This is a genomic window from Paraburkholderia sp. MM5477-R1 (assembly GCF_050436385.1).
GTDB lineage: Bacteria > Pseudomonadota > Gammaproteobacteria > Burkholderiales > Burkholderiaceae > Paraburkholderia > Paraburkholderia tuberum.
In genome coordinates this window covers 90351-105144 of record NZ_JBNDMC010000005.1, presented here as the reverse complement: position 1 = coordinate 105144, position 14794 = coordinate 90351, and the positions used below count along the sequence as shown (strand labels likewise).

Sequence of the window (14794 nt, the reverse complement as noted above, 5' to 3'; positions counted from 1 at the left end):
TTAAAACCTCGGCAAACTCTTGTTAAATCTGATCACGTCATTCCCAACAGGAACAACCTGTGAGCTGCGTTGCGGCGATCCTACTGCCTCTAAATAGCGCATGATTTGCATATCTGGCGAACTTGCCCAAGGCGTTCCACCTGGATGGGTATGGTAGATCAGCATACTATCGCGGCTAATCGGAATATCAACAGAACGCCCCTCGCCCGAGAACAGGAAGTACTGACCGCCGCCGCCCTTACCCGGCCCAAGCTGATAGGTCACCGCAAACTCAACATCATGCTTGACGGTAAGCGCTTCAAGTTGCGCCGGTGTCGGTCTGTTTGCAATGGGAACACCAGTTGCCCCAGGCAACCCTTCTCCCACACGAGCGCCATATAAAAGGCTATCGACCTTTCCCAGCTCCCCAAGTGTTCCCGTTGTCCTGATTGACTGCCCCGACAACACCGCATCAAGCAGCCCCACCCCTTTCGCGGCGATCTGTTCGGGTATCTGCGCGAACATGCTTAACGCAAATCCCGCCGCGTTGCCCGAACGCGCTGCGAAGGTATCCTCAGCCTGGAAATACGGAATCTGCGGCGTCTTACCCGCCGATGCTCCCGGCGGGAATACGCCCACAGCCTCCAGGCCTGCCACCGCCGCGTGCCCCAGATCCAGACCGCCATTCACGAACTGAATCGGTGTATTGGCCAGTCCCTTCACAAAGTTGAAACTGTCCGATGCAGCCTGCTTCGCATGCTCCCACGCAAGCAACGTATTGTCCGGATTGCCACCCGCATCGGCCAGCATGATCGGTCGCTGCCGGTCCTGCAACCCCATTGATGGACCGAACAGGGCCGACGAAGCGCTGTATGACGATGCACTGCTATCGACCAGCCCACCGTATGCGCCGAACAGCGCAGCATTGCTGCTATACGTTGGCGCAACAAACCCACTACCCACACCACCGATCCCGCCCGGCAGGACCTGCCCGTTCATGCCGTCGATCGCGTCCTGCACACGCTGCGCCGTCGTATCGGTTTTCCCAACGGAGCCGGCCTGCACATTGTCGACGACCAGATTGCCAATGGTGCTGGCGATGGCATCCATCGTGATCGCCCCAACATTGCGCCCAAGGCTCCCACCACGCACGATTGTACTAGCAGCCCCTGCAGCTATTCCCGCACCCATGCCCGTTACAAACCTGCCTGGATCCGAGCCCATGTTAAAGCCCACGTTGCTGCCGCCGACATTAATCGTCCGTGCCGCCTGGAAGCCGACTCCAGATGCCACAGCGGACGCTGCCATGCCCTTCCAGTCAAACCCGCGCTGAGCACCAACAGCGAGCGCCATACCCTGAGTCGCGGCTGAACGCACCGCCCCCTGAGCAGCCGCGGTCCAGAAGCTGGTGGCAGGGGCCGCCGCCGCCCCGATACCAGCTGACACAGCTCCAATTGCCATCCCCTTCCAGTCAAATCCATGCTGCTCGCCTGCGGCGATCATGACGCCCTGCGTCGCGGCCGCTCCCGCGGCGCCAATCAGCATTGCGCCAACAATGCTGCCCGTACCCATCGACACGACCGATACCGCGACCGCGATGACTACCGCGAAAATCTGGGCCACCCCACCACATCCCCCATCCTTCCCCGGCGGAGGCGGCGGATCCGGCAAGGTCGGTTGGGTGTTTCCAATCGCCTTGCCCGGGTCATACGGCTTGAACGTCGTCGCCGTATTGTGCACGTTCGTGACCTGGTTGGGCACCGTCAGCATCTGCCCGGCCTTCAGCACGTCATCGCCCTTCAGCCCGTTCGCGTCCGCCAGGATGTACCACAGCGTCGCATCCCCCCACAGCGACGACGCGATCGACTGCAGCGTGTCCCCATCGCGCACCGTCCAGGTACCCGGGCTCACGCCCGGATACACCCCGTTGATCGCCATGAAGTTCTCGTCGAAGTCCGCGCTGCCCACCGGCGTGAACACCTTGTACTGACTCTCGCTGCCCTTCGCGAGCTTGCCGGCCAGCTCCTGCACGTAGTCAACCGTCTCGACCCCGTCGTTGCCCTGGTTGCCCACCCGGTTGCCGTTCAGGTAGTAGTAATTGTGTTTCCTGTCCCCCGTCGCGCCCCGGATCGTGCCCTCGTCCGCCACCGTCACGCCCACCAGTTCGTCGCGCCGCTGCACCTGGCCGCGCAGATCCGTGTAGTACGTGAACGCGCGTGCGCTGCCCGCCTGGCCGCCACCATCGTCGTAGGTGGCCTTCAGGTTGCCGTTGACGTCGTAGTTGAAATAGCTCGATGCCGGTCTCCAGCCCGGCGCGTCCGGGTTGCTCCCCTGCGCCAGGATCTGGCTCTGTTTCGCGCTGTCCCACCATTCGTACGAATAGGTGGATGTCATGGTCGCGCCGCTGCCATTGTCGGGCCGCGTGGCAATCTGCCCGAGCGTGCCGTCGGCCATGCGCGTATAGGTCGTCGTCGTGCTGTTCAGATTGTCGTGCTCGGACATTAACTGGCTGTCGGCGTCCCAGTCGCGCGTCACCGCCGTCACGATCTGACCGCTGCTCCTGTCCCGTTCGATGGTCTCCGTGACGCGCCCCAGCAGATCATTGGTGCGCTGCTGGATCATCATGCCGTCGACCGTCTGCGTCGCCAGCAAGCCGTTCGCGTCGTACGTGTAGTACTCCGTGCGTCCATCCCTGGCATAGACCGCCATCGTCCGCTCGCCGGCCGCGTTATAGCCAAGCTGCACGCCGTCGCCGCCGGCCGCGCCCGCCACGATATGCACACTGGTGTCGTCCGGATCGGTGGCGCGCGTGCCCGACAGCGATCCCATCGAGACCGTGAAGCGGTTCAACGCGTCGTACTCGTACCAGTACTCCTGCTCCGTCGCGTGATAACCCACCATGTCCGTGTACGTCGCCATCATCCGGCGGCGATTGCCGAGCGCGTCGTACTCGTAACCGACCTGGTAGCTGTTGTCACGGATCGCCACGACGCGATTCAGGGCGTCGTATTCGACCCGCGACTGCGCGAACACGTACGAGTTGCCGAAGTCCGTGAAAAATTCCGCCGTACGGTTGCCGTCGCCGTCGTATTCGTAGAGCGACTGGGTCTGCGTGCCGTAATCCATGATCGAGCGCACCAGACCGTGCGAGTAATAGCTGTATTCGACATGCTGGCCACTCGTGCCTTCCTGTTTTGTCAGCAGACCGGCCCAGTTGTACGTGTACTGGAACACGTGGCCACCAAGATCGGTATGTTTCGTCACCCGGCCGAACAGATCCACCTCGTCGACCATCGAGCGGCCGTTCGCATCGATCGTCGTCTTTACCCATCCACCGCTCGCGACCGAGCCGATCGAGCTGATCGTGCTCGCCCAGCGGTAGTCGTACTGCACCGTGCGGCCCGCCGCGCTGACGGTCTTCACGATACGACCGTCGGCGTCGTAGTAGATGCGTTCGCGTCCGCCCAACGCGTCCGTGTGGGCAATGCGGTTACCCGCACTGTCGTACTCATAGCGGTCGATGCTGCGCTGCCCGTTGGCTAACACCGGCCGGGCGATCTCGATCAGCTGGTTGGCCCTGTCGTACGTGTAATCGGTGCGTCGTCCCAGCTCGTCGGTCGACACGCGCAGATTTCCCACCGCGTCATACGAGAAGTTCTTGCTGAACCCCATCGCATCCCACGACTGCGCCACCGCCGGCTGCGCGAGACCGTAGTTCCATTGCTGGGTGCTCAGGTGGCCGTTGGCGTCCCTCAGCCCCACCAGGTTGCCGGTCAGATCGTAGTAGTACGTGGTGAGCGGCGCCATCTCTATCTGCGCCCCGTTCTCCAGCGTGACCATGACAGTCGGCTCGCGTTTGAGCGTGAGAGAACCCATCGTGTTATACGACGAGTAGGTCCAGTTGCCGCGCCCGTCCCTCTCCGCCGACACCTCACCGAACGCGTCGTGCTGCTGCAGACGGTCGATCGTCATGTCCTTCGCCAGTTCCTCGATCACTCCGACGATGTCGACATTGGTGACGGGGTTGTTACGCGTGCCGGTGAGGAAGTAGCTCTGGCGCTCCATCAGCACGTTGCCCGCGGCGTCCATTGCGAGGTAGCGGTACTCGTACTCGACGTTCGTCGGCAGATCGCCCGCGTCGAACAGGAAGCGGCCGGCAGCGTCGCGAGTGAGGATCGCCGTTTTGAACGGCCGATCATAGTCGCCGTCCTGTTTGGTCGATTCGCGGTAGTAAAGCGTGATCGTTTCGACGTTATCGAGCCTTGCCCCATTACTATCGGTTGGCGAGAACTCGAAGATCGACGGCAGCGCGCTACCCGTCAAGGTCACTTCGGAAGTCGTGTTAACACCGATCCTGATGTCGCCTTGTCCCATCGACAGCGGGCGGCCCGCCGTGTCGTAGGCGGTGAACTTGATCGCATAGACCGTGTCCGGCTGCAATCCCGCGTTCGTTGTGTCCCACAGGAAGTCGCCGCCCATGCCGTACAACGTCGTGTACTGTGTGACGCCGTCCTGGTCCCACGATATGACCATGTGGTCAGTGCCTGCCGGTTGGGCATGAAACACGACCGTCGATTTCAGGTCCACAAGATAGCCGAGGGCAAACGACGGCGACTGACCATTGCCCGGCAGATTGACCGTGCCGCGCAACGCATCGATCTGTGCGCCGGCCGGATCGAACAGGTCGAGCGATATCTCATAGATTCCGCCGCCCAGCGAACCCATGTCGATCTGGAACGCGCCGGTGACCGGATCGCGCCAGACCGGGTAGTCGAGTTGCCAGCCCGCATTGTTTGGGTCGCGCAGGTGCACGACGATATGATCAGCCGAGTCCATCTCCGTGCTCTGCAGCGCGTAAATGTTCAGCACTTGCGGCGCTGACCAGATGTAGCTTCCGGTCGAATCGACGCGAAAGCCGGGACGCGAGCTCTCGTTGTAGTACGCTAATTCCGTCTGCTTAACGCTGGAGCCGGTCACCCGATCCAGATGAACCTCGTAACTGTCGCGGCGCAGCAGCGTATTTGGACCATGACCGTCATCGCCGTTACTCACCGCGATGAAGATCATCTCGTAGTCGCCATCGGGCAGATTGCTGATGTTGGCGCTGTACGAGTTCGCAGATAGTCCGGCTCTGTCAACCAGTTGAAGGAAGTTGGCCGTTGACCCGGCGGGGCGGTAGTACAACATCCCCTGAGCTCCGGCCGGCAGCGAGCTTCGCGCGACGGTCAAAGTTTCGAAATCCCCACCAAGCGATATCAGTCCGCCATCAACCACGCCCGAATTCGAGTCCCTGAGCACCGCACCAATATCCGTTGCCGCAGATCTCTGCGGCAATACTTCAACAGTCTGCGTTGTAGTTCCAATGAGATTCCGCTCGCCACCACTCAGGGGCGTCAGGTAAATTGCCAGCGTATAGGTCAGATCGACAGCACTGATGAAGCCACTCTGTTCGTTACCTGTAATGATCGCGTTGATCGGAATGCTTACCGTCTGGGCACCGGAAGGCACCACCGAAGAGGCCGTGCCGGTAACACGCTGTGGATGAGTAAAGTCATATACGCCTGTCGATGTCGCAGTCCAATCCCTCGTTGTCTGATACTGCACCTCGACCTCGAGCTGGTAAGCACCGTAGATCGCCCCAAGGTCAGGCAACGAGACTGACAATGCATCCAGATTCGCACTAAACCTGTCCGCGCTAATCTGAATCTGCACTGGCGCGAACGTTGATTCGAGATTAAGTGACACCGACCCGCCATCAATCACGCCCGAATTCGAGTCCCTGAGCACCGCACCAATATCCGTTGCCGCAGACCTCTGCGGCAATACTTCAACAGTCTGCGTTGTAGCTCCAATGAGATTCCGCTCGCCACCACCACTCAGGGGCGTCAGGTAGATTGCCAGCGTATAGGTCAGATCGACAGCACTGATGAAGCCACTCTGTTCGTTACCTGTAATGATCGCGTTGATCGGAATGCTTACCGTCTGGGCACCGGAAGGCACCACCGAAGAAGCTGTGCCGGAAACATACTGTGGATGGATATAGTCATACACGCCGGTCGATGTCGCAGTCCAATCCCTCGTTGTCTGATACTGCACCTCGACCTCGACCTGGTAAGCACCGTAGATCGCCCCGAGGTCAGGCAACGAGACTGACAATGCATCCAGATTCGCACTAAACCTGCCTGCGCTAATCTGAATCTGCACCGGCGCGGACAGTTCCCCAGTGACAACTCCAGCGTCCCCTCCCACCACCGTCAACGCAGGCCCCGTCACCGGTCGATTCGACGAATCGATCCACCCCGCGATGCTCAACTGTGTATTCGCGAATACCCCGCCATCGATCGGAATATCCACCGGACTGAAGCTGATAGTAGGTATGCCGCCCGACGTCTTCGGCTGCCGAATCTGAATCACCTGATTCCGCTCGTCATAGCGCGTGTAAGTCTGCATCATGTCGACGCTCTGCAGCAGCGCGACGAGATCGTCCCCGGTCGTGATCACGCGATAGCGCAGATCGTTCTCCATCGACTCGACCTTCAGCGTCGCATTGCCATTGCGGTCATACATGAACAGATGCGACACCCCGTCATCAAAGTTCGTGCGCACCACCCGGCCGGCGTTGTCATAGTCCGCATATTCCTGCCATTCACCGTTCGCGCCGCCGCCTCCGGTGCGCCGTCCGGTCGGCTCGCCATATGCGTTGTAGCGCAGCTCGATCAGTGCACCAGTTGACACCCGTGCACCCGTCGCTGCGTCACTCGTTTGGGTGAAGCGCGAAGTTTCGCGGTTTTCCGCGTCATAGGTGATTGTGGTGGAGTCGAGCCGCTGGTTCCCGTCCACATCGCTGCGTAGATAGAAGACGCTCGTGACATTGCCCACGGCGTCATACCGGAAATTCGTCGCCACACCCAGCGCGTTGACTTTCGAATGAAGTCGACCACCCGCGTCGTAGAGGTACGTGGTCACCTGGTCCGACTCACCCTTGCGGGTTTCCCTGACGACATTGTTCAGGCCGTCGTAGTCGTATAGCGTCGTGACGCGCACCTGCCGGTTCTGATAGTCGGCGAACTGCGGCAGCATCTCGCCCGTCAGACGTCCGAGCGCGTCATAGGTGAAGTCGTACTGGCTGCCGTTCGCGTCGACCTTGCGCAGCAGGTGCCCCTCTCCGTCGTATGAATAGTTCGACGTGGCGTCACCGGTCGACTGCACGAGCTTGCCGTTGGCGTCGACCTTCGCGAACTCAACGCCGACGCGCGACTCGCTCAGCAACCGGCCGTTGTTGTCCCAGGTGTAGTTGGTGATGCGATCGTCGGGGCTGCGGGGCCACGAACTGACGATGGTATTGACGGAGGCGCTCGCCGAAACCGGGTCCGGGAACGGCAGTGCAAACCGCGTTTCCTGCGTGACGTTGCCTTGCGCATTCACCGTGTACGCGATGCCGAATCCCTTCGCGTCGATTTCGAGCGTCTTCTGTCCGGCCTTGTTATAGAAATAGGTTGTGCGATTGCCGGCCGGATCGACGGTCGCGGTAACCTGGCCGCAACCATCGTATTCCCACGTCGTCACCAGCTCGCTGCCAGACGTGATGAAGTATTCGCCCCGCGCGTCGTCACCCGCGCTCGGATCGAAGTAGCCTGTCGCTACATTCTGCACGCGGGACTGAGTGAGCCGGTTATCCGCGTCGTAGACGTATCGCGTTTCGCGCACGTTGGCCGCATCGGCAGGCACAGGCGGTTGCGAACCAGGTTGCGCCACGATCGGATCCGCGTAGACCTTCGTCGCGACGACATTGCCCACCGCATCGCACGCCCATAGCGTCAGCGTGCCGGTCGGGCTGACCTGCGCAGTCTTCCGGCCCGCCACGTCGTAGTACAACGTGGTGGTATGTCCATTCGCGTCGGTAATCGATGTGAGATTGCCTTGCGCGTCATAGACCCGTGTCTCGGTCGTGCTCGCAGGAAAGCCAGCCTGGTACACCGACACGCCGGTCAGCGTGATCTGCCGGTCAAGCAGGTCATACCCATAGCGCGTAACACGCTCCTCTTTGAGCCCCTGCGCTTCGATCGTCGCGATGCGATTGCCGCGCGCATCGTATTCGAACGTGTTGACAACCGCCTTGCCACCCGAAGTAACCGGTGGTGTTTCCGACAGCATCAGTCCACGGCGATCATACGTATAAGAAAACTGCCCGCCGACCTTGTTCGTATAGCCGGTGCGGTTGCCGAATGCGTCGTACGCGTAGATTTCGCCGTAGCCCTCGGCGTCGGTCGACCTCACCAGGTGGCCGAGCCGGTCGTACTCCATGCGGGTGACCGCCTTCGTATCCTGCGTCACCTTGACCGCATTGCCAAACGCGTCGTATTCGGTCAGCACGATGCTCGCCGTCGGCGAGACGACCTGCACCGCGCGGTTCAGCACGTCGTAGGAGATCTGGCTGATGATGTTCCTGTTCTGGTCGGCCGCCGTCACCCTATTGCCGAAAGCGTCATAGGTGTTACTGGTTATATAGCCGAGCGCATCGGCCGTAACCAGTAGATCACCCCTCGCGTTGTAGATATAGCGCATGCGATACGCCGCCTGCAGATTGCTCCGCTGGCTGGGACTGAGCGCTGCTGCCTCGAGCGCCTCGCCATTCGCGTCGACATAGCCACGCGCCTTGCGCTCGGCAAGTGCCCAGGCGGTGTCCCGCTCGGAAAGCTCCACCCCGCGAGGGTCGGTCTCAGCAGTCACACGTCCCATCCCGTCATACGTGTAACGTGATGTCGCAGCGACTGACGTACCGTACGCGCGGGTCTGTTCGATCATGCGCCCAGCTGCGTCGAATACCGCGTGCGTGACGCTCTGTTCGGGCAGACCATCGGCCACGCTCGTGTTCACCGCGCGTCCCAGCGCGTCAAGTTCATAGCGCGTGACGACGCCTGCCGCATTCGTCGTGCCCGTCAGACGTCCGGCGCTGTCATAGTCGTATCCCGTCGCGGCCGCCGAAGCCGGAATGATTTGCGGCAGAAGTGCGGCAGCCTGTTTCTGGCTGGCGCTGCGCGCCGCTTCGTATCTGTCCGCGTAGCGGATGGTCGTCAGCAGATGGCCCGCTGGATCGTAACGTTGCTCCGTGACGTAGCCTTCGGCATCGATCACATAGACCGGCCGGGTGGCGGTGTCATAAATCCACGTAGTGGCGCGATCCCCGGATGGCTTCGCGACGTCAGGTGAGGCGAGCCAGAGCTCCAGCGTCGAGGCGTCTGGAATGCCAGCCCCCGCATACGGCGTCTGGTACTGTGTGCGTTCGAGGAGATTGCCGCCGGCGTCGTAACGGTTGGATGTGACGAAGCCGAGCGCATCGATACTGGCTGCCACCCGGTTTGCCGCGTCATAAACCATGCGCGTCGTGCGATCGCTCGCATGCGCCTGAGCCGATTGGGCGCTCAGCGCTGTGGCAACGGCGTCGACGGTGAGGGCACCCGCTATATTGACGGGGCTTGCATACGTGATCGTGCTGATCACATTGCCGTTGGCGTCGTAGACGTTCTCGGCAACGTAGTTCAGCGCGTTCACCACGTAGCGCAAGCGGCTGTCTGCGTCATACACGTATTGCGTGGTCTGGTCGAGCAGCGGCTGAACCGTTTGACTTCCCGTGATGTACGCGTCGGTCAGATTGTCCGGCGAACCGTCCAGAGGGAAGGCAAACGCCGTTCGCGCGACGACAAGCCCTGCGGCGTCGTACACGCTCCTGACGAGCGCGCCGGTCGGTCCGACCGACCATATCTGCCGCCCCTCCTCATCGTAAACGTAGCGCGTGACGCCACCCGCCGCATCGGTCACGGACACGACATCGCCATTGGCGTCGTATGCGTAGCCTGTTGTGAGGCTGAGTCCTGCCGGGTCGACGACAGTACTGGTCAACCGCCCCGCCTTGTCGAATACGTTCTGCGTGACACGCGGGTTGCTGCTGCCCGCACCTTCGGTCACGGTGAGGACGTTGCCAACACCATCGTACGCAAACGTCGTCAACAGGTTCAGTCCACCTACGTCGGCCGTCACGGAAACCGTGTGTCCGGCTGCGTCATAACGGGTCTCAGTCACGACGCCAGACGGGTCCGTCTCTCGGGTCGCCTGACCCTTGCCGTCGTATTCGTAGCGGGTCGTGAGATTCAGGCCGCTCGGGTCGACTGTGCAGCTCAGCACGCGGCCCGTCGCGTCGTAGCTATACGTGGTGTGAACACCGCGCGCGTCAACCGTATCGATCAGATGGCCTGCGTGATCGTAGTTTTGCGTGGTCGTCGCACCGGTTGCATCGGCCGTGCTGACCAGGTTGCCGTCACGGTCGTACGTGTAGCCTGTCGTGTTGCCGCGCCCGTCGGTCAGCGTCACGATCTGGCCGGCGTCGTTGTACGTCAATGTGGTCCTGATGCCCTCGGCGGTCGTCACTGTCACCGCGCGGTCGAACTCCGAGTATGACCATGTCGTCGTGCTGCCCGTCGCGTCGGTGCGGGTGAGCATGTTGCGGAACGCGTCGTACGTCATGTGCATACGCGCGCCAGTGCCGTCGGTCACCGCCACCACATTGCCGTTGCGATCGTAGTCCTGGCGGCGCAGCACACCGTTGGCATCGATCGATTCGATCACACGCCCAAACGCGTCGTAGATTGCCTGAGTGATCAGGTTGAGGCCGCCCGCGTCGGACGTATGGCGGATCGCCTGACCGAGCCGGTCGTAGTCGATCGTGTCTCGCACCTGAACATTGGAGGCAATGTCACGAACGGTGGAAATCTGCTCGCCAAACGTGTTGTAGGTATAGCGTGTGCTCAGACCTAACGCATCGGTACGCTGGACGAGGCGGCCGGCGGCGCTGTAAGTGAAAGCAGTGCGCGTGACGTCACTATCATCACCCAGCACCGCGAGGGTGCTTCTGAGCGGGTCGGGCAGGAGACCGCCTACCAGACTGGCCAGCGTGTCCGCTGCAACGCGCGTCGCGTAGACCAGCGTCTCCGTCACGTCACCGAATGCGTCATACTGGTACTCGACGACTTCGCCGATCGGATTGACAACGTGGGTGAGGTGGCCCGCCACGTCGTAGTAGTAGTACGTGGTGTTGCCGTTCGCGTCCGTCATGGAGGTGCGCAGGCCCGCCGCGTCGTACGTGTAGCTCACCCCCCACGATTGCCATACGGCATCGATCTGTGCAAGCGTTGCGTTCGCGCCAAGCGCTGCGAGCGCCGTGCTGCCTTCGCCGCCCAGCTGCGCAATCAGCCGTCCCTGCAGATCGTAGCGGTAGGTCGTCGTGCGCCCAGCGGTCGTCTCGCTGGCCACGCGGCCCTCGTCGTCCCAGGTCCAGCTAGTGGAGACATTGCCGCCCATACCGTCCTGCGAATACGTAGTGCGGCCCGTGAGCCGTCCCATTGCGTCGTAGGTGTAGTAGGTGAACTCCATCTGCCCGGGACGACTTGTCCACGCGAGCATGGCGTCGGCCCGCAGCACATAGCGCAGGCTTTGCTGCGAGGGGTTACCGCCTACCGGCGTGCTCAGCTCGTCAGCCTTGCTCAGCCAGGATGCGCCAAAGGTTGCGGACCCTATCGAGAGGCCGCTGTCCGCCGGATAGCGGAACTCGATCGTATGATGCGCAAGCGGCACTACGTTCGGTACGTCAAGCGTACCGGTGGCGAAGCCTCCGAATGGGAAGTCGAACGTGAGCGCTCCCGCCTGCACGCCATCGATCCAGATTTCAACACTGCCGCTTGAACCCAGCGTCCCGGTCACGTTAATCGTGACCGGGATCTGCTGTGGCGCCTGCATCGAGCCGAGATCGACTTGCTGGCCGCGCACGCGCTGTGTGACGTTGCCCCACGCATCGTAGCTATAGTGCGTCACGTAACCTTCGGCATCGACTTCTGCACACAACAGGCCGCGCGAGTCATAGAAGTAGCTCAGGTGAGCGTCTGCGTCGCTGCTACCGGGAACCAGCTGCGCAAACATGCCCTGACTGCGCAACGAGGCGTCCGTTGCCGTGGCATAACGAACCGTCTCAACACGCTCCCCTGCGCCGTTGTACCGGTATTCGGTCAGGAAACCTTCCGGGTCAAGTTCCCCGCGCAACAAACCATCCTGATCGTAGAAGTAGCGCGTGACGCGATCGTTGGCCGGATCGGCATCTGGTAAGACCTGTGTCCGCGCCACGCTGGTGTCGACCCGGTTCGCAAAGACCGTCTTCACCACGGGACGTCCGCTGCCGTCGTACTGAACCTGGGTGACGGTTCCGTCCGCGTCAACGGTATGGTCGATGAAGTTGTTGAGATAAAAAGCCCATACCGTCCGGTCGTCCACCGATGCAGGCGGGCGCAGCTTCGAGGAGTCGAGCGTCAGCAACGCCCCCGATTTCAGCCTTTCGGCGGGTGTCCCGTCGGCGTTGGTCAACGAGGCGAGTTGCGCGGCCGTAAGCCTGGTTGCATAGGTGAGCGTGCGCAGCGGCCTCGCGAATGTGGTGTCGTAGACATACTCCGTCAATGTTCCATCAGGGGCGATCTGTGCGACACACTGGCCACGCCCGTTGTACAGGTAGTGCGTATTCAGTCCATTGGCATCGGTCGTCATCTGCAACCGGCCGTTGGTGTCGTAGTAGTTCCTGATCTGCGACTGCACTTTGCCCTGCACCGAATCGACCACGGCGACCAGTTCCCCCGCGGCGTTATACGTAGAGGTACGCGTCAGCCCGTTGCTGAAGGTGACTGAAACCGTGTGGTGCGCATCGTCGTACTGATACAGCGTCGTGACGCCGTCGAACTGAATCGCGCAGAGGAGGCGGCCGAGCCCGTCGTACGTGAAAGTTTCAGCCTTCTCGTTGCCCGGACTGCCCGCAAAACGCTGTAGGAGACGACCGGCAGCATCATAGACGTACCGTGTCTGGATGATTGCTCCCGTCACATCGCCTGTGCCGTCGGCCAGCAGCTTCTCATAGCGCGTGACCGTCGCGAGGTTCCCACGGTAGTCATACGTCGAATCGATACGGATCGCCTCGCTGGGATTCACAAGGCCCGCCGCCCATGCATTCAACGTCGCCTCCGACACTGCGTCGGTGTTGCTCAAGGCGCTGACGTCGAATGCCGCCGATGTGTACTGGATCTCGCTGACCTTCTGGCCCGCCGCGTTGTACCTGAACTCCGTGACGCGGCCCGCCGCACTCACCACGTATCGCAGATGCCCGGCTGCGTCATAGACATAGCGCGTCGTCAGGTACTGGTTCGCGTAACCATTGGCAAAATTGCTGGTCTTGTCAAAGACCGTCTCGGTCAACAGTTCATTGTTCGACCCGTACGTACGGGTAACGTCGGCTGAGCTGTCCGATTGGCTGATCAGATTGCCCGCGGCATCGTAAATAAAGTAGATCGGTTTGCCCTTACCATCATTCAGAATCCGCAGGTCGCTGTCGCCGTTGACGGTATACGTAAAGTTCAGGTTTACCCACTGTCCGTCCAGAGACGAAGTCGACCGGATGCTGATCAACCTGCCGGCATCGTCATACGTCAAGACCTTCCTGTAGCCAAGCGGATCGGTCACCGTCGTCTGCCTGTTCGCGGTGTCATAGCTAAGCGTGGTGATCCGAAACACCCCGTCGTCGGCCTTTTCGGCAATCGTCGCCACCCGGTACTCGCCGTTCACCTGAAGATAGGTGAACATCACCTGGGATCCATCCGACTGGGTGATCGAGGCGATCCGGCTGCTCGTGCCGTCGTACGTATAGGTCGTCGTATAGACGTGAGCGTCGGCGATGCTGTTGTCTTCCGGACTCAGGTCGACTGTCACCCGCGACAGTCGACCCTGTGTGTCGTACGCGTAACGGATCGTGGTCGACGTGACCAGACTGTTACCCATCCCCCGGTAGACCGAGCGCAGATCCGTCAGTTGACCGGCTGCGTTGTAGTCGAGATAGGTGACGTCGCCCCCTGCAGTCGTTACCTGCGCGAGCTGCCCTGCGGCGTTGTAGGCGTAGCCGACCGTATTGCCGTCCCTGTCGCGGGTTGACACGAGCCTGCCGCCTCGCGTGGCATCGTAAAGCTCGCTCAGCCCGTTGTTTCCGTCGTTCCACTGCCAGTTGCGGGTCGCCTCATCAAAGGACAGCGTCGCGTACGCCCCTGTGCCAGTAGCATCGGCATAGCCGGGCTCAAAGTCGCCTTGGGCAACGCTGGCGCCAAGCCACGCGGTCGACACATACAACTGGCGCGACGCATCGTACTCGTACACCGTACTCGAACCATCCCAGTCTGTCAGGGTTACCGTACTGCCTATGCTATTCAGCGTCCCAGTGAGGCCATCCACCGTGCGCGATCCGCCTGGGCGCCAGTTGTCTCCAGCAAACTGTCCGAGGCTGTTATAGGCGCGGTAGATCGAACTGTTAACCCCCTGGCCGAGCAGCAACTGGTCACGATCCTGAATCACCAGATTGCCGTTCGCCGCGTTCACATAGAGCTGCTCTCCGGTCTGCCCGAATGCCGCATTGCCGACCTGGCCATGGGCTCCAAGCCCCAATGCCGACGACGACTGCAACCCCAAACCATTGCCCGTGACGATCGCTACCATCTATGCCCCGTACCTGTTCGTTAAGCCTTGCGCGATTGGTTTCCCGAACCGCTTCCGAACAAGTTGTCCGAAGATTTTCAGAACTGTTTAGCGAAAATCTCAGGCCCTCAGGATCTCGTGCCTCCTTGCGTGCGATGAAGCATAAATTGTGGCGGCGATTGCCGGCCTGATCTCGCAATAAGGATCCCGCAGCAATTCCAGACTGCTATGCTAGAAAAAGGGCTACTCACTTCCGATCCCTCACTTT

Annotated in this window: 1 protein-coding gene; it reads right to left on the bottom strand. The window is 61.1% G+C overall.

All coding sequences use genetic code 11. From position 1 onward, the window contains the following. On the bottom strand, positions 1–14547 hold the full coding sequence (locus tag OKW35_RS12795) for a LysM peptidoglycan-binding domain-containing protein (protein ID WP_429552203.1): 14547 nt from the start codon (positions 14545–14547) through the stop codon (positions 1–3). Positions 14548–14794: the final 247 nt, after the last annotated feature.